The 21,915-nt window shown below is 66.9% G+C and carries 19 protein-coding genes; 14 read left to right on the top strand and 5 right to left on the bottom strand.

Going from position 1 to position 21,915, the window contains the following annotated elements:
- The first annotated feature begins 21 nt into the window (after positions 1-21).
- Positions 22-405, top strand: coding sequence for a hypothetical protein (locus GCT19_RS28080; RefSeq protein WP_152853759.1), 384 nt, complete (start codon positions 22-24; stop codon positions 403-405).
- Entirely contained in the window at positions 402-851 is a 450-nt protein-coding gene (locus GCT19_RS28075; RefSeq protein ID WP_018433474.1) for an NUDIX hydrolase, read from the top strand. The genes GCT19_RS28080 and GCT19_RS28075 overlap by 4 nt, the downstream gene beginning before the upstream one ends.
- A gap of 16 nt (positions 852-867) precedes the next feature.
- On the opposite strand, the gene GCT19_RS28070 is transcribed toward GCT19_RS28075, so the two are convergent.
- Positions 868-1,782: a transporter substrate-binding domain-containing protein gene (locus GCT19_RS28070; protein ID WP_018433475.1), complete on the bottom strand. Its 915-nt coding sequence runs from the start codon at positions 1,780-1,782 to the stop codon at positions 868-870.
- A gap of 179 nt (positions 1,783-1,961) precedes the next feature.
- Positions 1,962-3,686, bottom strand: coding sequence for a glutamine--tRNA ligase/YqeY domain fusion protein (locus tag GCT19_RS28065; RefSeq protein WP_018433476.1), 1,725 nt, complete (start codon positions 3,684-3,686; stop codon positions 1,962-1,964).
- Between the two features lie 349 nt (positions 3,687-4,035).
- Here GCT19_RS28065 and ggt point away from each other — a divergent pair, with 349 nt between their 5' ends.
- Both ggt and GCT19_RS28055 read left to right on the top strand, forming a co-directional pair.
- Positions 4,036-5,841: a gamma-glutamyltransferase gene (ggt, locus tag GCT19_RS28060; RefSeq protein ID WP_152853757.1), complete on the top strand. Its 1,806-nt coding sequence runs from the start codon at positions 4,036-4,038 to the stop codon at positions 5,839-5,841.
- A 55-nt stretch (positions 5,842-5,896) separates the two neighbouring features.
- Entirely contained in the window at positions 5,897-6,457 is a 561-nt protein-coding gene (locus GCT19_RS28055) for an RBBP9/YdeN family alpha/beta hydrolase (RefSeq protein ID WP_152853756.1), read from the top strand.
- Between the two features lie 18 nt (positions 6,458-6,475).
- On the opposite strand, the gene GCT19_RS28050 is transcribed toward GCT19_RS28055, so the two are convergent.
- Entirely contained in the window at positions 6,476-7,696 is a 1,221-nt protein-coding gene (locus tag GCT19_RS28050) for a CaiB/BaiF CoA transferase family protein (RefSeq protein ID WP_152853755.1), read from the bottom strand.
- A 321-nt stretch (positions 7,697-8,017) separates the two neighbouring features.
- Here GCT19_RS28050 and alaS point away from each other — a divergent pair, with 321 nt between their 5' ends.
- Complete coding sequence (alaS, locus tag GCT19_RS28045; protein ID WP_152853754.1) at positions 8,018-10,642, top strand: alanine--tRNA ligase; 2,625 nt, start codon at positions 8,018-8,020, stop codon at positions 10,640-10,642.
- A 160-nt stretch (positions 10,643-10,802) separates the two neighbouring features.
- On the opposite strand, the gene GCT19_RS28040 is transcribed toward alaS, so the two are convergent.
- On the bottom strand, positions 10,803-11,723 hold the full coding sequence (locus tag GCT19_RS28040) for a LysR family transcriptional regulator (protein WP_321576884.1): 921 nt from the start codon (positions 11,721-11,723) through the stop codon (positions 10,803-10,805).
- Between the two features lie 101 nt (positions 11,724-11,824).
- Here GCT19_RS28040 and GCT19_RS28035 point away from each other — a divergent pair, with 101 nt between their 5' ends.
- From GCT19_RS28035 to GCT19_RS27995, 9 genes are all read left to right on the top strand, one after another.
- Complete coding sequence (locus GCT19_RS28035; RefSeq protein ID WP_152853753.1) at positions 11,825-13,132, top strand: YbfB/YjiJ family MFS transporter; 1,308 nt, start codon at positions 11,825-11,827, stop codon at positions 13,130-13,132.
- Between the two features lie 87 nt (positions 13,133-13,219).
- Positions 13,220-14,251 carry a threonine aldolase family protein gene (locus tag GCT19_RS28030; RefSeq protein WP_152853752.1) on the top strand — a complete coding sequence of 344 codons (1,032 nt, stop codon included), beginning with the start codon at positions 13,220-13,222 and terminating at the stop codon, positions 14,249-14,251.
- A 124-nt stretch (positions 14,252-14,375) separates the two neighbouring features.
- Positions 14,376-14,906 carry an NUDIX domain-containing protein gene (locus GCT19_RS28025; protein ID WP_013089974.1) on the top strand — a complete coding sequence of 177 codons (531 nt, stop codon included), beginning with the start codon at positions 14,376-14,378 and terminating at the stop codon, positions 14,904-14,906.
- Positions 14,907-15,092: 186 nt separating this feature from the next.
- The gene (locus tag GCT19_RS28020; RefSeq protein ID WP_152853751.1) at positions 15,093-16,241 is read left to right on the top strand and encodes an iron-containing alcohol dehydrogenase; all 1,149 of its coding nucleotides are present in this window, start codon (positions 15,093-15,095) and stop codon (positions 16,239-16,241) included.
- A gap of 40 nt (positions 16,242-16,281) precedes the next feature.
- Entirely contained in the window at positions 16,282-16,731 is a 450-nt protein-coding gene (locus GCT19_RS28015) for an acyl-CoA thioesterase (protein ID WP_152853750.1), read from the top strand.
- 4 nt (positions 16,732-16,735) lie between these two features.
- Complete coding sequence (locus GCT19_RS28010; protein WP_018433485.1) at positions 16,736-17,674, top strand: branched-chain amino acid ABC transporter permease; 939 nt, start codon at positions 16,736-16,738, stop codon at positions 17,672-17,674.
- 22 nt (positions 17,675-17,696) lie between these two features.
- On the top strand, positions 17,697-18,983 hold the full coding sequence (locus GCT19_RS28005) for a branched-chain amino acid ABC transporter permease (RefSeq protein WP_152853798.1): 1,287 nt from the start codon (positions 17,697-17,699) through the stop codon (positions 18,981-18,983).
- Entirely contained in the window at positions 18,980-19,780 is an 801-nt protein-coding gene (locus tag GCT19_RS28000; RefSeq protein ID WP_152853749.1) for an ABC transporter ATP-binding protein, read from the top strand. The genes GCT19_RS28005 and GCT19_RS28000 overlap by 4 nt, the downstream gene beginning before the upstream one ends.
- Positions 19,777-20,502, top strand: a complete 726-nt coding sequence (locus GCT19_RS27995; protein WP_018433488.1) for an ABC transporter ATP-binding protein — start codon at positions 19,777-19,779, stop codon at positions 20,500-20,502. The genes GCT19_RS28000 and GCT19_RS27995 overlap by 4 nt, the downstream gene beginning before the upstream one ends.
- A 176-nt stretch (positions 20,503-20,678) precedes the next feature.
- On the opposite strand, the gene GCT19_RS27990 is transcribed toward GCT19_RS27995, so the two are convergent.
- Positions 20,679-21,915, bottom strand: a 1,237-nt coding sequence (locus tag GCT19_RS27990) for a YadA family autotransporter adhesin (protein WP_193727457.1), incomplete at its 5' end; no start/stop codon positions are given.

Here is a 21,915-nt window from a genome sequence, read left to right as displayed (position 1 = left end):
GCACTTCGAGGAGAGTCCCACATGTCGACGCGAACCCGTGTGCTGTTCCACCTCAGTGCCGCGAGCCTGCTGCTCGGCGCGGCGATCGGCGCGCAAGCGGCGAACCTCGCCTTTCTGAACGACACACCGATCACCTACATGAAGCAGCGCGACAACGACTCGATCAAGCACGCGGTCATGAGCGCGCTCAATGACAGAAAGGACGGCGACAGTTTCACGTGGGTCAACGACGGCACCGGCAATAGCGTGAAGATCGACGCGACCATCACGATGGACAGCACCTCGAACGACGGCGGGCGCACTTGCCGCATCCTCGGCGTCGTACTCAATGCGAAAGGGCAATCGATGAACCTGCGTCCGAACTTCTGCAAGGTAGGCGGCGCCTGGCAACTGCAGAAGCGATGAGCCCGCGAATCGTTTCATGCGGCATCGTGCTGCTCGATCCCGACGGGCGCGTGCTGCTCGCGCACGCCACCGAAACGACGCACTGGGATATTCCGAAAGGGCAGGGCGAGGACGGTGAGGCGCCGCACGTGACCGCGCTGCGCGAGATGGTCGAGGAAACCGGCATCGCGCTCGAGGCTGGTCGGCTGAAGGATCTCGGTCTGTTCGTCTACCGGCGCGACAAGGACCTGCATCTGTTCGCGGCGCGCGCGAGTGCCGGCGAACTGGATCTGAGCACTTGCACCTGCACGTCGCTGTTTCCGCGCCGCTCGGACGGCACGCTGATCCCCGAAATGGACGACTACCGCTGGGCGTCGATCGACGAGGTCCCGCACTATGCGAGCCGTAGTCTGACGCGGCTCTTCGAGACGACGCTGTCGCTCGCGGAGCTGCACCGCTCGCTATAGACGGCGCAGGCTGCGTTCAATCGAGCGCGTGGTCGTTCGGATGCGCGAACAACGCGCGGTTCTGCTCCGACAGCGGGAAATTGACATTGATGCCGCGCGGCGGAATCGGCTGCGTGAACCACTGCCGGTACAGACGCTCGGCGTCGCCGGACGTCTGCGAGCGAACGATCACGCGATTCACGAGCGCGCGGAACGGCTCGTCGCCCTTGCGGAACATGCACGCGTACACCTCGTAGCCGAGCGGCGTGCCCGTCACGATGAAATCGTCGGGATGCGGGTCGGTCGCCTTGAAACCGTAGACGATCGGCTCGTCCATCACGAACGCCACCGCGCGGCCGTCCTTCATTGCGCTGAAGGCTTCCTGATGGTCGCGCGCGCTCATGATGCGCATGTTCAGCTGCTTCTCGGTGTTGAGGCTGCGCAGCAGGCGCTCGTCGGACGTGCCCGCGGTCGTCACGACCGGCTTGCCGGCGAGATCGCGGAAGTCGGTGATGCCGCTGTTTTTGCGCGTGATCATGCGCACAGCGTACTGGAAAAGGCTGTCCGAAAACGCGGCGACGTTTTCGCGCTCGACCGTGTGCGTGGTCGAGCCGCATTCGAGATCGATCTGATTGTTCAGCAGCATCGGCGTGCGATTCGACGAAGTCACCGTGATTTCGTGAACCCGCAGCTGCGCCATGCCGAGCGTTTTCCTGATTTCATCGACGATCTGCATCGCGATCGCCTGCGAGTAGCCGACCGTACGCTTGCCGTCGAAGTACGAGAACGGGATCGACGCCTCGCGCACGCCGAGCACGACGACGCCGTCGTCGTGGATCTTTTTCAGCGTACCGGTCAGTTCATCCGCGCGGGCGGGGCCGGCGAACGCGACCGCGCCGCAGGCGGTCAGCGCAAGCAGCACGCGGTGCATGCCGCGCACGAGATGCGGCATGGCTGAGCCGCGCGGGCCCCGTGCGACCCGAACCATACCTTCAGACCCTTCCCCGCAGCGGCCTGCAACCTTCATCGGGCCTCCCGGACCGGCGCGCCCAGGCGAGCGCGCTGTGATTATCGATCTAACATCCTGCAACCCGGATGGCCCGGCAGCGCCGGGCCGTCGCTGACGCGAATTTAGGCCGGCTTGCCCCAACTGTCGCGCAGACTGACGATGCGGTTGAATACGGGCTTACCCGGCTTCGAATCGACGCGGTCGGCAACGAAGTAGCCATGCCGCTCGAACTGGTAGCGCTGCTCCGGCAGCGCATGGCGCGCGCCGGTTTCGAGGTAGGCCTGGACCACGCGCTTCGAGTCCGGATTCAGCGCTTCGAGGAAGTCACGGCCGCCGGCGTCCGGTTGCGGTTCCTTGAACAGCCGGTCGTAGATGCGCACTTCGGCCGGGCACGCGGCCGCCGCGCTGACCCAGTGGATGTTGCCCTTGACCTTGTAGTTGTTCGCGCCTTCGGTGCCCGATTTGCTGTCCGGGAAGTAGTTGCAGTGCACCGCGACGATGTTGCCGTTCTCGTCCTTGTCCGCGTGCGTGCATTCGATCACGTAGCCGTAGCGCAGGCGCACCTTGTTGCCCGGGAACAGGCGGAAGTAGCCCTTCGGCGGCGTTTCCGTGAAGTCCTCGCGCTCGATCCACAGCTCGCGCGAAATCGGAAACTCGCGCACGCCCTGTTCCGGATGATGCGGATGCACCGGTGCGTGGCACGGCTCGGTGAGGCGCTCGGGGAAGTTGTCGATGATCAGCTTGACCGGATCGAGCACCGCGGCGATGCGCGGCGCCTTCTCGTCGAGATCGTCGCGCAGCGCGCCTTCGAAGACGCTCATGTCGATCCACGAGTCGACCTTGGTCACGCCGATGCGCTCGCAGAACAGCTGGATCGATTCGGGTGTGAAGCCGCGCCGACGCACGCCGACGATGGTCGGCATGCGCGGGTCGTCCCAGCCTTCCACATGGCCTTCGTTGACGAGTTGCAGCAGCTTGCGCTTGCTGGTGATCGCATAGGTCAGGTTCAGGCGCGAAAACTCGATTTGCTGCGGCAACGGACGCTTGAAGATGCCGGCTTCGGCCAGCTCGTTTAGGATCCAGTCGTACAGCGGGCGGTGATCTTCGAATTCGAGCGTGCACAGCGAATGCGTGATGTTTTCGAGCGCGTCCGAGATGCAGTGCGTGTAGTCGTACATCGGGTACACGCACCAGGTGTCGCCGGTACGGTAGTGATGCGCGAAGCGGATGCGATAGATGACCGGGTCGCGCATGTTGAAGTTCGGCGACGACATGTCGATCTTTGCGCGCAGCACGTGCTCGCCTTCCTTGAACTCGCCCGCCTTCATGCGGCGGAACAGGTCGAGGTTTTCCTCGACCGAACGCTCGCGGAAACGCGACGGCGTGCCGACTTCGGTGGCCGAGCCGCGGTTCGCGCGCATTTCCTCGGCCGACTGGCTATCCACGTACGCCTTGCCGCGCTGGATCAGCAGCTCGGCGAACTCGTACAGCTTGTCGTAGTAGTCGCTCGCGTAGTACAGATGCTCGGTGCGGTCCTTTTCCCATTCGAAGCCGAGCCAGCGCACCGAGTCGATGATCGACTCGACGTACTCGACGCTTTCCTTCTCCGGATTGGTGTCGTCGAAGCGCAGATGGCACACGCCGCCGTAGCTGCGCGCGACGCCGAAGTTCAGGCAGATGCTCTTCGCGTGACCGATGTGCAGATAGCCGTTCGGCTCCGGCGGGAAGCGCGTTTCGACGCGCTGGCTCCATTTGCCGGTGCGGTTGTCGTCGTCGATGATGTTGCGGATGAAATTGGATGCCGCGGGCGCGTCGTTGCGGTCAGCGTCTTTGCGTTCGGTATTCATGCGAGAAGATGAGAGTCCGTGGGGGCGCGCAATGCGCCCGCTTAGCCGTCAATTCTACCTGACGAGCCCGGTCGCGGCAGGCGCTTGCGGCGCGCAGCCAACAGCGGGGCGGGTTTGGCGCGGATGCCGCAGTGACCGAAGCAGGCGCGCGGGGCTGTAACAGGAGGTAAAACGGGTTGGCGGCCGGCTGCGCGCCGACTTAGGATGCGCTGCTGCGCGCGGCCGCGCACCTGTGCTGGGCCTTTGCGCGGGGCGGGCTTGCCCGGGCCGTCCACGCGGTTCTTCATCTTCTTGCACGAGGCTTCTCTGCTCGTGCGCCATGCTCGCCTCGTTGCCGGAGTTTTCTCGGATGTCTATCCCGACGCACGGCGCGTTTCGCGCGCCTTCCGCCCGCGCTTTGGCTAGCGCCAGCTTTTCTTGCCGTACCCGTCGCGTGCTCGCTTCGGCCTGGTTTGCCGCGCTGGCCGTGAACGTGGCTGCGCCGCTGTCCGCCGCTGCGAAAACACCGCCGCCGAAGCCGGCGCTCGATGGGGCGGCCGTCGCCGCGCCGGACGGCTACAGCGCCGACACCGCGCAGCAGATCTTCGCCGAAGGCGGCAACGCGGTCGATGCCGCGGTCGCGATGGCCTTCACGCTCGCCGTCACGCGGCCCGATGCGGGCAACCTCGGCGGCGGCGGTTTCATGACGCTGCTGGTCGACGGTAAGCCGTATTTTCTCGACTATCGCGAGCGCGCGCCGCAGCAGGCGACCCGCGACATGTACCTCGACGACAAGGGCAACGCGGTGCCGGGCATGAGCACGGTCGGGCATCGCGCGGCGGCTGTGCCGGGCACGGTCGATGGTATGTGGCAAGCGCAGCGGCGCTTCGGCAAGCTCAAATGGAAGCAGGTGCTCGCGCCCGCGATCCATTACGCGACCGACGGCTTCCAGGTCGACCCGCGGCTGCAGCAGCGACGCGACGCGGCTGCGAAGAGCTTCGCCAGCAAGACCAATTTCGACGCCTATTTCGGCAACCTCAAAGCGGGCGCGACGCTGCGCCAGCCCGAACTCGCGCAGACGCTCGGGCGGATCGCGAGCGACGGCGGCCGCGAGTTCTACGAGGGCCGCACGGCCCAAATGATCGCCGCGCAGATGTACGGCCACGGCCTGATCACGAGCCAGGATCTGAGCCAGTACAAGGCACTCTGGCGCGAGCCGCTCGCGGCCGACTGGCACGGCTACCGCGTGATCACCGCGCCACCGCCGAGTTCGGGCGGCATCGGGCTGATCCAGTTGCTGAAAATGCGGGCCGCTCTGCAGCCGGCGTTCGACGGTCTCGCGTTGAATTCGGCGCCGTACATCCATCTGATCGCGCAGATCGAGGATCGGGTATTCGTTGACCGGCAGCGCTATATCGGCGACCCGGACGCATCGCCGGTACCGGTCGCGAAGCTGATCGACGACGCCTACCTCGCGCAGCGCGCGGCCGAAGTCAAAACCGGCGAAGCGCCCGGAGCGGCCCCGGAGAAGCCCGGCGTCGACGGCGCCGCGGCGACGGAAAAGCCGCAAACCACGCATTTCTCGGTAGTCGACAAGTGGGGCAACGCTGTGTCGAACAGCTACACGCTGAACGGCGATTTCGGCTCGGGCGTCGTGGTGGACGGCGGCGGGTTCCTGCTGAACGATGCGATGGACGATTTCCTCATCAAGCCGGCCGGCGCCGGTGCGACGGGCGCGTCGGGCGCGGTCTCGGCAACTGGCGCCGCCGACGCCGAGCCGAACACGATCGCGCCGGGCCGCCGCCCGATTTCGTCGATGACGCCCACGCTGCTGATGAAGGACGGCAAGATCGCGCTAGCGATCGGCACGCCCGGCGGCTCGCGCATCCTGACGACGATCTTTCAGGTGATGACGAATCTGTCCGACTTCGACATGGCGCCGACGGACGCGCTCGCCGCAATGCGTTTCCATCATCAGCTGCTGCCGCAAAAGACGATCTACTTCGAGCCGTACCATCCCGCGCCGGAAGAGCTCGCCACGCAATTGAAGGACCTCGGCTATACGGTCGAGCAGCAGCCGTTCAACGGCGACGTGCAGATGATCCGCGTGAACGGCGCGACACCCGAGCCAGCGAGCGATCCCCGTGGTGCCGGCGTGGCGCGCGTGATACGGTAGACGCCCCGCCGCGCTATCCCGCGAGCGGGCCATAAGCCAAACACGGGGAAGCACGATGACCGAACAACAACCAACCACACTCGTACTGCCGGGCTATCTGGACTCCGGCCCAGGCCACTGGCAAACGCGCTGGCAAGCGCTCGATCCCGCGTTCGTCCGCGTGCGGATGCCGGACTGGGACCACCCTTCGCGAGACGCCTGGTGCCGCGCGCTGGCCGCCACGCTCGACTCCCTGGACGCGCCGGTCGTGTTCGCCGCTCACAGCCTCGGCTGTCTGACCACGGCGTTCTGGGCCTCGCAGTACGCGAGCGCGGCGCAACTCGCGAAGGTGGCCGGCGCACTGCTGGTCGCCGTGCCCGATCCGGCCGAAGCGCATTTCCCGCGGGACGCGACCGGCTTTGCGCCGGTGCCGCTCGAGCGCCTGCCGTTTGCGACGATCGTCGTGGCGAGCAGCGACGATCCGTATGGCGGCGTGCCGTTTTCACGAACCTGCGCGAACGCGTGGGGCAGCCGCTGGATCGAGATTGGCGCGCGTGGCCACATCAACGCCGATAGCGGCCTCGGCGATTGGGACGAGGGGCGCAGCTGGCTGGCTTCGCTAAGGGCGCCGCGCTGAGTCTCGCCGCCTCGTCGATCAGATCACCGCTTTTCGCTTCAACTCCGCAATCGTCTGCGCGTCGTATCCGAGCAGGTCGCGCAGCACAAGCTCGGTATGCTCGCCGAGCAGCGGCGGATGGCTCAGCGCCTGCGGCGGCGTGCCGGTCATGTTGATCGGATTGCGCACGAGCTTGACCGTGCCGCCCGACGGATGCGGCAGAGCCACCTGAAGACCGCGCGCGACCACCTGCTCGTTGTCGAACACTTCGTCGAGGTTATTGATCGGCCCGCACGGCACGCCGGCCGCTTCGAGCGCCGCGATCCATTGCAGCTTGCCCTGCAGACGGACCATGTCCGCGAGCATCGGCACGAGCAGTTCGCGGTTGCGCACGCGCGCGGGGTTGGTCGCGAAACGGTCGTCGTCGGCGAGTTCAGGGCGGCCGCCCACCTCGACGAACTTGCGGAACTGTCCGTCGTTGCCGACCGCGACGATGATCCAGCCATCGCTCGTCTGGAAGGTCTGGTAGGGCACGATGTTCGGATGCGCATTGCCCCAGCGCACCGGCGGCTGGCCGCTCGCGAGGTAGTTCGAGTTCATGTTGGCGAGCATCGCGACCTGCACGTCGAGCAGCGCCATGTCGATGTACTGGCCTTCGCCCGTGCGGTCGCGGTGCGTGAGCGCGGTCAGCACGGCGATCGTCGAGTACATGCCGGTCATCAGGTCGGCGATCGCGACGCCGGCCTTCTGCGGGCCGCCGCCCGGCTGGCCGTCGCGCTCGCCGGTGATGCTCATGAAGCCGCCGATGCCCTGCACGATGAAGTCATAACCGGCGCGCTGCGCATACGGCCCGGTTTGCCCGAAGCCCGTGACCGAGCAGTAGATCAGGTCGGGCTTCACCGCTTTGAGCGATTCGTAGTCGAGGCCGTATTTCTTCAACTGGCCGACCTTGTAGTTTTCGAGCACGACGTCGCTTTGCGCGGCCAGTTCGCGCACGATCCTCTGTCCCTCGGGCGACGCGATGTCGAGCGTGACCGAGCGCTTGTTGCGGTTCGCCGCGAGATAGTAGGCGGCTTCGCGCGTGTCCGCGCCGTCCGGCGTCCGCAGATACGGCGGCCCCCAGTGGCGCGTGTCGTCGCCGACCTCGGGGCGTTCGATCTTGATGACGTCGGCGCCGAAATCGGCGAGCGTCTGCGCGCACCACGGACCGGCGAGCACGCGGGTGAGATCCAGCACGCGGATGTGACTGAGAGCGCCCATGTTCTGAATGTCTCCTGATGGTTGCGGGCCGCGCGGCGAGCCGCCATGCGCCATTTCGCGCGAAGTTTCGTGGAAGTCATCTTAAGCGATTCCCGCTCGCGGGCGCAGTCAGCCGAACGTCATAGCGCGGATCGGACGATCGGACACGCGAGTGTCGCAGCGGGCGCATGCCGGCCTGGCCGGATAGCCGGCCAGGCGGCGCGCAGTGCCGCGCGCGCGTGCCGATCCCGTATAATCAGTCGTTTAAAGAAACAGACAGTTGGCGCATCCCACCGACCGCCAGTCTTCGTCAGGAACCGTCAGGACCGTCCCCCGCACGCTATGAAAGCCGCTGATATCCGCGAGAAATTCCTCAAGTTCTTCGAATCGAAGGGCCATACGATCGTCCGTTCGTCGAGCCTCGTGCCCGGCAACGACCCGACGCTGCTCTTCACCAATTCGGGGATGGTGCAGTTCAAAGATGTGTTCCTCGGCGCGGAATCGCGTCCGTATTCGCGCGCCACGACCGCGCAGCGCAGCGTGCGCGCCGGCGGCAAGCACAACGACCTCGAGAACGTCGGCTACACCGCGCGTCATCACACGTTCTTCGAGATGCTCGGCAACTTCTCGTTCGGCGACTACTTCAAGCGCGACGCGATCCACTACGCGTGGGAACTGCTGACCGAGGTCTACAAGCTGCCGAAAGACAAGCTGTGGGTCACCGTCTACCAGGAAGACGACGAAGCGCACGACATCTGGGCGAAGGAAGTGGGTGTGCCGGCCGAGCGCATCATCCGCATCGGCGACAACAAGGGCGCGCGCTACGCGTCGGACAACTTCTGGCAGATGGCCGACACCGGCCCGTGCGGCCCGTGCTCGGAAATTTTCTACGACCACGGCCCGGACGTGTGGGGTGGCCCGCCGGGATCGCCGGAGGAAGACGGCGACCGCTACATCGAAATCTGGAACCTCGTGTTCATGCAGTTCAACCGCGACGCGCAGGGCAACATGACGCCGCTGCCGAAGCAATGCGTGGACACCGGCATGGGCCTCGAGCGTATCGCCGCGGTGCTGCAGCACGTGCACAGCAACTACGAGATCGACCTGTTCCAGGCGCTGATTCAAGCCGCCGGCCGCGAAACCGGCGTGACCGATCTGACCAACAACTCGCTGAAGGTGATCGCCGATCACATCCGCGCGTGCTCGTTCCTGATCGTCGACGGCGTGATTCCGGGCAACGAAGGCCGCGGCTACGTGCTGCGCCGCATCGTGCGCCGCGCGATCCGCCACGGCTACAAGCTCGGCAAGAAGGGTTCGTTCTTCCATCGCCTCGTCGCCGACCTCGTCGCGCAGATGGGCGACGCCTATCCGGAACTGGCACAGGCCGAGAAGCGCGTGACCGACGTGCTGCGTCAGGAAGAAGAGCGCTTCTTCGAGACGATCGAGCACGGCATGTCGATTCTCGAAGCCGCCTTGGCCGATCTCGACGCCAAGGGTGGCAAGACGCTCGACGGCGAACTCGCGTTCAAGCTGCACGACACCTACGGCTTCCCGCTCGATCTGACCGCGGACGTCTGCCGCGAGCGCGAAGTGACGGTCGACGAACCCGCGTTCGACGACGCGATGGCGCGTCAGCGCGAGCAGGCGCGCGCGGCGGGCAAGTTCAAGATGGCCCAGGGCCTCGAGTACTCGGGCGCGAAGACCACGTTCCACGGCTACGAGGAAATCGTCTTCGACGACGCGAAGGTCGTCGCGCTGTATGTGGACGGCGCGTCGGTGCAGCAGGTGCAAGCCGGCCAGCCGGCCGTCGTCGTGCTCGATCACACGCCGTTCTACGCGGAGTCGGGCGGCCAGGTCGGCGACCAGGGCGTGCTCGCGAACGCCAGCACGCGCTTTGCCGTTGCCGATACGCTGAAGGTGCAGGCCGACGTGGTCGGCCATCACGGCACGCTCGAGCAGGGCACGCTGAAGGTCGGCGACGTCGTCAAGGCGGAAATCGACGCGGTGCGCCGCGCTCGCACGGCGCGCAACCACTCGGCCACGCACCTGATGCACAAGGCGCTGCGCGAGGTGCTCGGTTCGCACGTGCAGCAGAAGGGCTCGCTCGTCGACGCCGACAAGACCCGCTTCGACTTCGCGCACAACGCGCCGATGACGGACGAACAGATCCGCCGCGTCGAGGAAATCGTCAACGCGGAAGTGCTGGCGAACGCGCCCGGTATCGTGCGTTTGATGTCGTACGACGATGCGGTGAAGGGCGGCGCCATGGCGCTGTTCGGTGAAAAGTACGGCGACGAAGTGCGCGTGCTCGACCTCGGCTTCTCGCGTGAGCTGTGCGGCGGTACGCACGTGAATCGCTCGGGCGACATCGGCTTCTTCAAGATCGTGATGGAAGGCGGCGTCGCGGCCGGTATCCGTCGCGTCGAAGCGATCACCGGCGACAACGCGGTGCGCTACGTGCAGGAGCTCGAGGCGCGGGTCAACGCGGCCGCGGCCTTGCTGAAGGCGCAACCGGCGGAACTCACGCAGCGCATCGGCCAGGTGCAAGACCAGGTGAAGGCGCTCGAGAAGGAACTGAGCGCGCTGAAGTCGAAGATGGCGTCGAGCCAGGGCGACGAGCTCGCGGGTCAGGCGATCGAAGTCGGCGGCGTGCATGTGCTCGCGGCGACGCTCGAAGGCGCGGACGTGAAGACGCTGCGCGAAACGGTCGACAAGCTCAAGGACAAGCTGAAGAGCGCGGCGATCGTACTCGCGTCGGTCGAAGGCGGCAAGGTCAGCCTGATCGCCGGTGTGACCGCCGACGCCAGCAAGAAGGTCAAGGCGGGCGAGCTGGTCAACTTCGTGGCCCAGCAGGTGGGCGGCAAGGGCGGTGGCCGTCCGGACATGGCGCAGGCTGGCGGTACCGAGCCGGCCAACCTGCCGGCGGCGCTCGCGGGCGTCAAGGGCTGGGTCGAAGGGCAGCTTTGAAACTGATGGTCGGTTGAGTCCGGCTCGACGCGAAGTCCAGCCGGGTTCGACGAAGGGGCCACGCAGCGCGCCAGCAAGATCGGCGCGCTGCGTGGCCCCTTTGCTTTTGCTGAAGCCGTTCGGCTTGCGTCGAGCCTGGTTGCCGGCGCGGATTCAACGATCAGACCACGTTCGCAACCACGGACGCCGCCGCATCCGCGTCGGCCGTCCCTTCTTGCGATGCGACCAGCGCGCGCCGCAACGCATTGAGCGCCGACGAAAAATGTCCGCGTCGCCAGACCAGCAAGGTGTCGATGATGCCGATATCGGGCAACTCGTGCACCGCGATATTGCTCGTGTCACTCTGTAGATCGAGCACCGAGCGCGGTGCGACCGCAACGCCCGCACCAGCCGCCACGCACGCGACGATCGCGTGATACGAGCCAAGTTCCAGCACGCGCTCCGGCCGCATGCCGTGCTCCAGATACCACTTCTCGATATACGCGCGATAGGCGCAGCCGCGCTCGAACGCGATCAGCGTCGATAGCGCAATGTCGCGCACTTCGCGGATCGGCCGATGGCCGCGCGGCGTCAGCATCACGAGTTCCTCGTGGAAGATCGGCACGGTCTCGAACACATCGCCGAGCGTGGCGGGATCGAGCGGCGTAGCGACTAGTGCCGCGTCGACCTCGAACTCGCGCACGCGCTCGATCAGCCTGCCGGTCGTGCCGGTCTCCAGCTCCAGTTCGACGGCCGGCCATTGCTGGTGATATTGCGCGAGCAGGGCCGGCAGACGCGTCGCCGCGACGCTTTCCATCGTACCGAGGCGCAGACGCCCGCTCGGGCGATCCTCGCGCACCGCGTGACGCGCCTCGTCGGCGAGCGCGAGCAGCCGTTCCGCGTAGGGCAGCAGGGTCTCGCCGGCCGGCGTCAGCACGAGCCGGCGACCGTCGCGGATGAACAGCTCGGTGCCGAGCTGCTCCTCGAGCTGCTTGATGCGCGTAGTCACGTTCGATTGCACGCGATTGAGCTTCGCCGCGGCGCGCGTCACGCCGTTTTCGCGCACGACCGCGCGAAATATGGTCAGAGCGGCCAGATCCACGATTCTCTCCTGGCGATGAATGGCATCCTAATTATTCATTTTTCGTGATCGAAAGGTCAAGCTAATATGGATTCACCCCATCGCTGCTTGACCGTCCGCTCATGAACGACCTTGCCTCCCATGCGTACCGGCGCTTCCACGAACCGCACGCCGCCCGGCGCGCGGCGCTTGCCTGTATGGCCGCGCTGGCCGTCGCGCTGGGGATCGGACGCTTCGCTTTTACGCCTCTGCTGCCGCTGATGCTGCACGGCGCCGCGCTCGGCCAGCCGCACCTCGATATCCAGCATGGCGGCTGGCTCGCGTCGTTCAATTACGCCGGCTATTTCGTCGGCGCGATGACGTGCGCGGCGCTGCGGGCCGAGCCCGCGCGCATGGTGCGCGTCGGACTCGCCGCAACCGTGCTGCTGACGCTCGCGATGGGCGTCACCGGCCAGTTCTGGGTATGGGCGCTGGTGCGCTTCGTCGCCGGCGCGGTCAGCGCATGGACCTTCGTGTTCGCGTCGCAGTGGGGCTTGCGGCGGCTCGCCGAACTCGGCGCGCATGCGTGGAGCGGCGTCATCTACACCGGGCCGGGCGTGGGCATCGTCGGGACCGGTTTGCTGGTCAGCGTCGCGGGCGGCTATGGCGCGGTGACCGGATGGATCGGCTTTGCGGTGATCGGCGCGGTGCTGACGGCGCTGGTGTGGCCGGTGTTCGGGAATACGCGGCGCGTGGCGGCGGCGAGGCCTGTCGTTGCGAGCGCCGCCACGGCAAAACCTGCTGCCGGATCGCGCGCCAGCGCAAACCCGCCGCCTCGTACGGTCGGCGTTCCGACAAGCACGAGCCGCGCCGACGCGTTCTGGCTGGTCCTGCTCTACGGTATCCCGGGCTTCGGCTACATCATTACCGCGACCTTTCTGCCGGTCATCGCGCGCCACGCGTTGCCGGGCTCGGCGTGGCCGGACCTGTTCTGGCCGATGTTCGGTGCCGCGCTGATCGTCGGCGCGTTGTTCGCCGCGCGTTTGCCCTTGCATTGGGACAACCGCGCGCTGCTCGCGGGCTCGTATGTGCTGCAGGCATTCGGCATCGCATTGGGCATCGTGTGGCCGACGGCGGGCGGGTTTTCGCTCGGCAGCATTCTGATCGGCCTGCCGTTTACCGCGATCACGCTATTCGCGATGCGCGAGGCGCGGCGGCTGCGCGGCGACGACGCGGCCGGGCTGATGGGTTACGCGACGGCGGCCTATGGTATCGGACAGATCGCGGGTCCGTTGGTCGCCGCGCCGATTGCCGCCCACACGGGATCGTTTTCGCTGGCGCTGTGGCTCGCCGCGGGCGCCCTGCTGGCGGGGGCGGCGGGACTGATCGCGGTAATGCGCGTGCCGCGCGGCCCGCGCCGTGGCCGCATGCCGGATTGCGGTTGCAGCTAGCACCCGAAAACAAATCTCGCACGAGCGCACTAAAATGACCGCTTTCCGTCATTTCCTCGCGCCTGTCGCCGGGCGCGTCGCTCGACCATGCAACATTTCGCGTCCGACAACTACGCCGGCATCTGTCCCGAAGCGCTCGACGCGCTAATCGCCGCCAACAACAGCGGCCACGAGCCGGCCTACGGCGACGACTCCTGGACCAACCAGGTCTGCGACCGTCTGCGCGACCTGTTTCAGACCGATTGCGAAGTGTTCTTCGTGTTCAACGGCACGGCGGCCAATTCGCTCGCGCTCGCGTCGCTGTGCCAGTCGTACCACTCGGTGATCTGCCACGAACTCGCGCACATCGAGACCGACGAATGCGGCGGTCCGGAGTTCTTTTCAAACGGCTCGAAACTGCTGACGGCGCCGGGCATCGGCGGCAAGCTCACGCCCGATGCGATCGAGTCCATCGTCACGCGGCGCGCCGATATCCACTATCCGAAGCCGAAGGTCGTCACGCTGACGCAGTCGACCGAGGTCGGCACCGTCTACAGCGTCGAGGAAGTGCGCGCGATCGCCGCGATCGCGAAGCGCCGTCATCTGAAGGTGCACATGGACGGCGCGCGTTTCGCGAATGCGGTCGCCGCGCTCGACGTGCATCCGTCCGAAATCACGTGGCGCGCGGGCGTCGACGTGCTGTGCTTCGGCGGCACCAAGAACGGCTTGCCGGTCGGCGAGGCGGTGGTGTTCTTCGACCGCGCGCTCGCCGACGATTTCGCCTATCGGCTCAAGCAGGCGGGCCAGCTCGCATCGAAGATGCGCTTCATTTCCGCGCCCTGGCTCGGTCTGCTCGACAACGACGTATGGTTGCGCAATGCGCGTCACGCGAACGCGATGGCGCGCCTGCTGGAGACGCGGTTGCAGGAAATCCCGGGCGTGAGCATCATGTTTCCGAGCGAATCGAACGCGGTGTTCGCGCAGTTGCCGCCGCATGCCGCGAAGGCGATGCGCGCGCGTGGCTGGAAGTTCTACGAGTTCATCGGCGCGGGCGGTTGCCGGCTGATGTGCGCGTGGGACACGCAGCCCGAAACGGTCGAGCGTTTCGCCGCCGACGTGCGCGAACTTTGCGTCGCGTGATCGAAGACGCGTGAAGCTGCCGGAACCCGGGTAACAAACGGCGCCTCGACGCACCACTCGGCACACACAAAGTCACTCCACTACGACCCGCCAAAAAACACGAAACAAAGAGACGTCCCCCGCCATGACCGAGTATCGATTCTGTCCCCGCTGCGCGAAGCCTCTCACCGAACGCACCGACCCCGAGCACGACGGTGGCCGCGTCCGTCAGATCTGTCCCGACACCGAGTGCGGCTACGTGCACTGGAATAATCCGCTGCCGGTCGTCGCCGCGATCGTCGAGTACGAGGGCAAGATTCTGCTTGCGCGCAATGCCGCGTGGCCCGAGGGCCGGTTCGCGCTGATCACCGGCTTCCTCGAAAACGGCGAGACGCCGGAGCAGGGCATCGCGCGCGAAGTGATGGAGGAGACGTCACTGCACGCGGAGTCGGTCGAGCTGATCGGCGTGTACGAATTCATCCGCAAGAACGAGCTGATCATCGCGTATCACGTGAAGGCGCATGGGACGATCGCGCTGTCGCCGGAACTGCTGGAATACCAGCTCGTCGAGCCCGCGAAGCTGCGGCCGTGGCGCGCGGGCACGGGGCAAGCGCTCGGCGAATGGATGCGGCGGCGCAATTTGCCGTTCGAATTCGTCGAGCGGCCGGGGCTGTGAAGCGCTCCAGCCATCGAACCGCAACATTAGCCAGCACACAGACAACGCGGACAACGCAGCCAACATAGAGACAGCCCACAGCACACGAGACACTACCCGACACAGCACAGCCATCGACGCATTACCGAACCGATCATCCACGTCAATCAGCGGTCAATGAGCGCACGCTCAGGGAGAAGCAACGGCATGGCCTACATCTACTACCTGACCCATATTCATCTGGGCTACGACGCACTGTCGCAACTGTCGTCCGAGTGCGCGCGCATCGGCATCGAGCGGCCCCTGGTGATCAGCGACAAGGGCGTCGTCGCGGCCGGCATCGTGCGGCAGGCACTCGACGCGCTGAAGCTCGGCGACGTGCCGCTGTTCGACGACACGCCGTCGAATCCGACCGAGGAAAAGGTGCTCGCGGCGGCTCGGTTGTATCGCGACGAAGGCTGCGACGGGCTGATCGCGGTGGGCGGCGGCTCGTCGATCGATCTTGCGAAGGGCGTCGCGATCGCGGCCACGCATCCGGGGCCGCTCACGCAGTACGCGACGATCGAAGGCGGCAGCGCGAAGATCACCGACGCCGTCGCGCCGCTGATCGCGATTCCGACCACGGCCGGCACCGGCAGCGAAGTCGCGCGCGGCGCGATCGTGATTCTGAACGACGGCCGCAAGCTCGGTTTTCATTCGTGGAGTCTGCTGCCGAAATCGGCGCTGTGCGACCCTGGTCTCACGCTCGGCCTGCCGCCGGGGCTGACCGCCGCGACCGGTATGGACGCGATCGCGCATTGCATCGAGACCTTCCTCGCGCCGGCCTTCAATCCGCCCGCCGACGGCATCGCGCTCGATGGTCTCGAACGCGCGTGGCACAGCATCGAGCGCGCGTGCGCGGACGGCAGCGATCGCGAGGCGCGACTGAACATGATGAGCGCGTCGATGCAGGGCGCGATGGCGTTCCAGAAGGGCCTCGGCTGTGTGCATTCGCTGTCGCATCCACTGGGCGGCCTGAAGGTGAACGGCCGCACGTCGCTGCATCACGGTACGCTGAACGCGGTCGTGCTGCCCGCGGTGCTGCGCTTCAACGAGCGCGCGCCGAGCGTGGTGGCCGAGCGTCGCTATGCGCGCATGCGTCGCGTGATGGGGGTGCCCGAGCATGCGGATCTCGCACAGGCGCTGTTCGACATGACCGCGCGGCTCGGCCTGCCGACCGGCCTCAGGCAGATGGGCGTCGACGAAAGCATGTTCGACAAGGTCGTGCAGGGCGCGCTGCTCGATCATTGCCACCGCACGAATCCGCGCGAGGCGAGCGCCGACGACTATCGCCGCATGCTGACCGAGTCGCTGTGAGGCAGCCCCGCATCCTCGCATCCACCAACCGCCACCTCCGATGAACAAACCCGCCCCCGCCGGCCGCGCCGCGTATCCGCATTTCCTGTCGATCACCACGCGCTGGATGGACAACGACGTCTACGGCCACGTGAACAACGTCGTCTACTACAGCTATTTCGACACCGTCGTGAACGAGTATCTGATCCGCGCGGGCGTGCTCGATTTCGAGCACGGCGCGACGATCGGGCTCGTCGTCGAGACGCAGTGCAACTACTTCGCGCCGCTCGTGTTTCCCGATCGTATCGACGCGGGCTTGCGAGTCGCGCGGCTCGGCACGTCGAGCGTGCGCTACGAGGTGGGGCTGTTCCGCGACGACGCCGCCGCGCCCGCCGCGCAGGGGCATTTCGTGCACGTCTACGTGGATCGCGCAACGCGCCGTCCGGTGAACCTGCCCGCCGAACTGCGCGCGGCACTCGAACCTTTGTGCGTCACCGGACCGGCGGACTAGACGCGTGCAGTCGTTCATCATCACTCTGCTCAACGGCCTGAGCTACGGGCTGTTGCTGTTCATGCTGTCGGCCGGGCTGACGCTGATCTTCAGCATGCTCGGCGTGCTCAACTTCGCGCATGCGAGCTTCTACATGCTCGGCGCGTACGTCGGCTTTTCGGTGGCGGCGCGCGCCGGTTTCTGGAGCGCGCTGATAGTCGCGCCGCTCGTCGTCGGTCTGCTCGGCGCGGCGCTCGAGCGCTGGCTGCTGCGGCGCGTGCGCGGGCACGGTCATCTGCCCGAGCTGCTGCTGACGTTCGGCGCCGCGTATCTGCTCGGCGAACTGGTCAAGCTCGGCTGGGGGCTCAGTCCGCTGTCGGCGACGATTCCGGCCGTGCTCGACGGACCGCTGTTCTCGCTGTACGGCGCGGTGTTCACGCGCTATCGCGCGTTCATGATGGCGGTGTCGCTCGCGATGCTCGCGGCGCTCGTCGCGATGCTGCGCGTGTCGAAGACAGGTTTGATCGTGCGCGCCGCGCTCACGCATGCGCAGGCCGTCGAAGCGCTCGGCCACAACGTGCCGCGCGTGTTCACCGGCGTGTTCGCGGCCGGCACCGCGCTCGCCGCGCTGGCCGGCGTGATCGGCGCGCCGCTGTTCGTGATCGAGCCGGCGATGGCGGAGTCGCTCGGCTCGATCGTGTTCGTCGTGGTCGTGATCGGCGGGCTCGGGTCGCTGAGCGGGGCGCTGGTCGCGTCGCTGCTGGTGGGGTGCGTGCAGACGCTGGCGGTCGCGAGCGATCTGTCGTTGGGCGACGCGATGTCGCTCGCCGGCGCGGTGCTGCCGCCCGAATGGGACGCGCTGACGCTCGCGCAAGTCGCGCCGCTGCTGCCGTACCTGCTGCTCGTCGCGGTGCTGGCGATGAGGCCGCGCGGGCTGTTCGGACGGCGTGACGATCATGCGTAAGCGGAGCGGGTCGTCAGATGCGATGGACAGCGGGGTGCGGCCTTGCAGCCCCGGCCGCGCGCTCGCGCCGTGGCTCGCGCTCGTCATCTTCCTGGCCGTGCCGCCTTTCATCTGGCCGCACAGCTGGCTGCTCGCCTATCTCGCGCAAAGCGCGACGATGATCGTGTTCGCGCTGTCGTACAACCTGCTGCTAGGTGAGACCGGGCTGCTGTCGTTCGGACATGCCGCGTTTGCGGGGCTCGGCGCGCTGATCGCCGCGCGCGTGTTCAACGCAGGCGGCGTGCCGCTCGTGCTGCTGCCGGTGGTCGGCGGCCTCGGCGGCGCGCTGTGTGGCGTGCTGTTCGGCTTTATCGCGACGCGCCGTGCCGGCACCGCGTTCGCGATGATCACACTCGGTCTCGGCGAGCTCCTCGTCGCGGCTGCATGGACGCTGCCGGGCTGGTTCGGCGGCGAGGCGGGCGTCGCGATCGATCGCGCGAGCGGGCCGCTGCCCGGCGGCTGGAGCTTCGGTCCGGCGCGCGAGGCTTATGCGCTGATCGCATTGTGGTGCGTCGTCGCGAGCATCGCGATGTTTGCGCTGTCGCGCACGCCGTTCATGCGGCTCGCGAACGCGGTGCGCGACAACCCGGCGCGCGCGGCGGCGATCGGCTGCTATCCGCGCCGGGTTCGCTATGGCGTGGTCGTGCTGTCGGCGTTTTTTGCGGGTATCGCGGGGACGCTCGGGTTGATCAATATCGAACTCGTGTCGACCGAGGGCGTCGGCATGATGCGTTCGGGCGCGGTGCTGATCGCGACCGTGATCGGGGGCACGGCCGCTTTCTTCGGGCCGGTCGCGGGGGCGATCGTGATCACGTTTTTCAGCGTGGTGGTCGCGAGTGTCACGCGGGCGTGGCTGTTCTATCTCGGGTTGTTCTTTGTCGTCGTCGTGATGGCCGCGCCGGATGGGCTTGCTGGCTTTACGTCGCGGCAGGTGGCGCGGATTGCGGCCTATGGCTGGCGTGGTTGCCGGGCCGCGTATCTGTGGAGCGCGGCGGCGGGGCTGCTGTGGCTCGCTGCCATCGTGATCGCGGTGCAGTGGGCCTATGCGGCGCAGTTCGGTGCGGACGAAGGCGCGGCGTTTAGCGCATGGTTCGGCGCCGGTGCGAGTGCCGATGTCCCCGTTGCACCGGCGCTGTCGCCGCTTCCTCTAGCGCTGGCACTTGTTGCGCTCGCCGCCCTGGCTGCATTGTCCACACGCCATGCGCTGCGCGCGCATGCACGCGTCACCGCGCACGCACGCGCGGCAAGATCCTCCGGAGCCGCACGATGATCCCCGCACTCGCGCTCTACGGCATCGAAAAGCGTTTCGGCGCGACGGCGATCCTGCGCGGCGTCGATCTCGCGATCGAGCCCGGCGAGCGCCACGCGCTGATCGGCCCGAACGGCGCGGGCAAATCGACGCTGTTCAACCTGATCGGCGGCGGCGCGCGGCCGAGCGCGGGGCGTATCCATCTGTTCGGCGCGGACATCACGCGGCTCGCGCCGGCCGCGATCGCGCGCCGCGGCCTCGCGCGCAGCTTCCAGAGCACCAGCGTGTTCGCGCGGCTGTCCGTGTTCGACAACCTGCGCTGCGCGGCGCAGCTTGCCGAGCGCGATCGCACGCGCTGGTGGCAGCGTCTGACCGGCACCGCCGCGGTCGATGCGCACGCCGCCGACGTGCTCGACGCGGTTGGCCTCGGCCCGCGCCGCGACGTCGCGGCCGGCACGCTCAGCTACGCGGAGCAGCGCGCGCTCGACCTCGGCATCGCGCTCGCGGGCGGCGCGCACACGCTGCTGCTCGACGAGCCGACCGCAGGCATGAACCGCGCCGAGGCGGCGCGCGCGATCGAGCTGATCCGCGATACCACGGCGGGCCGCACGCTGCTGATGGTCGAGCACGACATGGACGCGGTGTTCGCGATCGCCGATCGGATTTCGGTGCTGGTGCAGGGGCGCATCATCGCGAGCGGGTCGCCGGCCGCGATTCGGGCGGACGCGGTGGTGCGGGCCGCGTATCTGGGTGAGCGCTTCGATGCCGGCTCAGACGCGCGCTCGGCTGACGCCCCGGACCGCGGAGCAGGCCGATGAGCGCGCTGCTGGACATCCGCGGCCTGAACGCATGGTACGGCGCGAGCCAGGCGCTGCACGGCGCCACGCTGAGCATCGCGCCCGGCGAAGTGGTCGCGCTGGTCGGCCGCAACGGCTCGGGCCGCTCGACGCTCGCACGCGCGATCATGGGCCTCGTGCGCTGCGAGGGCGAACTGCGTTTCGCGGGACGCTCGCTCGCCGGGCTGCGCACGTTCGAGATCGCGCGGCTCGGGCTCGGCTATGTGGCCGAGCATCGCGATGTGTTCGCCGCGCTGAGCGTCCATGAAAACCTGCTGCTCGGCATCGCGCCGGGTGCCGCGTCGCGTGCGCGCGGCCGCGCGCCGCGTTTCACGCTCGACGATGCCTACGCGTTATTCCCCGTGCTGGCCGAGCGCAAGCGCACGCGCGCCGGCGCGCTGTCGGGCGGCGAGCAACAGATGCTCGCGCTCGCGCGGGCGCTGCTCGGCGACCCCGATCTGCTGCTGATCGACGAGCCCGGCGAAGGGCTCGCGAGTCTCGTGATGCTACAGGTCGCGGATTGTCTGCGCGCGTTGCGCGAACGGGGTATCGCGATCCTGTTGATCGAGCAGCGACTCGTGATCGCGCAGGACATCGCGAGCCGGGTCGCGGTGATGGGGCATGGCGAGATCGTGTTCGACGGCGCGCTTGCGTCGTTTTTGTCGCGTGACGATGTGATGCGGGAGTGGCTCGGAGTGGGCTGATGCGGGATTTTTCGAGCGCTGACCAGCTGATGGCGGAACTTGCACCGCAGGAATGCGCCCATGATGGGCGCACCAAACAAAAAAGGAGTCTTGCCGGGAACGGCAAGACTCCTTCAACACACTCGCTCAACAACTATTCGACTGACAGGTCTCCTGCTTTTTGCGTTACACGGCTATCAGAACTCGTAGCCAACCTGCGCACGTACACCTGCATCGCCAGTTGAAGTGACCGACATCGCAGCGTTGACGAGCCACTTGTTGTTCCTCGAGCGATACGTGGCGCCTACTGCTGCCGCGCTACCACCCTTATAAGTCGCGCCTCCCGCCGCGACGATTGTTTTGCCCGGACCCGACGGCGTCATGTTCGGCATTGCCATTGCCGCTGCGATGCCTGCATAAGCGTTCTTCGCGACGTCGTTGATTGCCTGGTTGGTGGCGTTGATACGCTGATCGGTGTAGTTGTTGGCCTGCTGCACGCCCTGCGCAACCGAGCTGTTCATCTGACCGACATTCACCGCATCCGTGTCCGCCGTACCCGCTGCAACGTTGGTGATCTGACGCTGCTGAGTGGCCGAACCCACCGACACCGAGTTGTCGCGATCCGTCACCGAACCCTGGCCCAACGCCACCGAGTTCGCATTGGCGGCCTGCGAGCCCGTGCCGATCGCCGTCGAGTTGACGCCGCTTGCCGCTGCGTTGGCGCCGACTGCCGTCGCGTTGTCGCCCGAGGCTGCCGCGCCCGCTCCAGCCACCGTGCTGGCCGCACCGATACCGGGCGCTGCTGCGTTGACCACCGCGTCGTTGCCGCCGCCCGAAGACGGACCATTCGACGCATCAGAATTCGAGCTGCCCGGCTGGCCGTTGGACAGCTGGCTGCCCAGAGTCCAGACCTGCCCGTTAAGATCCGTCACCTGGTCCTGCAACGCCGACAACTGGCCGAAGTTCACCGCGTCGTACTGGCTCGCGCCGTTGGCAACGTTGGTCAGGATCACCGGACCCGTGCTCTGGCCTCCACCCAGCGTCACGGCACCGAGGTTCACCGAGCCGTCAGCTTTACGGTCGTACTGCACTGCGCCGGACAATTGCGTGCCGACATCGCCCACCTGGGTCTGCAGCTTCGTGATGTCCTCCGTGTTCTGCGTGGTGCGACCGTCGATGTTCGTGACGGCATCGCCCACGCTATGCACCGTCGTGCCGCCTACGCTGTAGCTCGGTGCGCTGAGCGTACCGTCTGCGTTCACGGTCGAACCGCCGCCCAGTGCCTCGGCCGTGCTCGATGCCGCGCCGTACAGCTGGCTGCCGTTGATCGCATCCACGCTCGATGCGTTCACTGCGCCATTCGCCACGCCCGTCACCGTGCGGTTACCCGCCGCGCCCGCCACGTTCACCACGGTGCCGTCCATGTCCTTCGCT

This window comes from Paraburkholderia atlantica (assembly GCF_009362785.1).
Classification (GTDB): Bacteria; Pseudomonadota; Gammaproteobacteria; order Burkholderiales; family Burkholderiaceae; genus Paraburkholderia; species Paraburkholderia atlantica.
The sequence above is the reverse complement of the archived record's forward strand: the minus strand, read 5'-3'. Positions and strand labels throughout refer to the sequence as shown.

Excerpts from the sequence above, each read along its gene's own strand:
- GCT19_RS28080 (WP_152853759.1), top strand. The coding sequence starts at position 22 with ATGTCGACGCGAACCCGTGTGCTGTTCCACCTCAGTGCCGCGAGCCTG.
- GCT19_RS28075 (WP_018433474.1), top strand. The coding sequence starts at position 402 with ATGAGCCCGCGAATCGTTTCATGCGGCATCGTGCTGCTCGATCCCGAC.
- GCT19_RS28070 (WP_018433475.1), bottom strand. The coding sequence starts at position 1,782 with ATGCCGCATCTCGTGCGCGGCATGCACCGCGTGCTGCTTGCGCTGACC.
- GCT19_RS28065 (WP_018433476.1), bottom strand. The coding sequence starts at position 3,686 with ATGAATACCGAACGCAAAGACGCTGACCGCAACGACGCGCCCGCGGCA.
- ggt (WP_152853757.1), top strand. The coding sequence starts at position 4,036 with ATGTCTATCCCGACGCACGGCGCGTTTCGCGCGCCTTCCGCCCGCGCT.
- GCT19_RS28055 (WP_152853756.1), top strand. The coding sequence starts at position 5,897 with ATGACCGAACAACAACCAACCACACTCGTACTGCCGGGCTATCTGGAC.
- GCT19_RS28050 (WP_152853755.1), bottom strand. The coding sequence starts at position 7,696 with ATGGGCGCTCTCAGTCACATCCGCGTGCTGGATCTCACCCGCGTGCTC.
- alaS (WP_152853754.1), top strand. The coding sequence starts at position 8,018 with ATGAAAGCCGCTGATATCCGCGAGAAATTCCTCAAGTTCTTCGAATCG.
- GCT19_RS28035 (WP_152853753.1), top strand. The coding sequence starts at position 11,825 with ATGAACGACCTTGCCTCCCATGCGTACCGGCGCTTCCACGAACCGCAC.
- GCT19_RS28030 (WP_152853752.1), top strand. The coding sequence starts at position 13,220 with ATGCAACATTTCGCGTCCGACAACTACGCCGGCATCTGTCCCGAAGCG.
- GCT19_RS28025 (WP_013089974.1), top strand. The coding sequence starts at position 14,376 with ATGACCGAGTATCGATTCTGTCCCCGCTGCGCGAAGCCTCTCACCGAA.
- GCT19_RS28020 (WP_152853751.1), top strand. The coding sequence starts at position 15,093 with ATGGCCTACATCTACTACCTGACCCATATTCATCTGGGCTACGACGCA.
- GCT19_RS28015 (WP_152853750.1), top strand. The coding sequence starts at position 16,282 with ATGAACAAACCCGCCCCCGCCGGCCGCGCCGCGTATCCGCATTTCCTG.
- GCT19_RS28005 (WP_152853798.1), top strand. The coding sequence starts at position 17,697 with ATGGACAGCGGGGTGCGGCCTTGCAGCCCCGGCCGCGCGCTCGCGCCG.
- GCT19_RS28000 (WP_152853749.1), top strand. The coding sequence starts at position 18,980 with ATGATCCCCGCACTCGCGCTCTACGGCATCGAAAAGCGTTTCGGCGCG.
- GCT19_RS27995 (WP_018433488.1), top strand. The coding sequence starts at position 19,777 with ATGAGCGCGCTGCTGGACATCCGCGGCCTGAACGCATGGTACGGCGCG.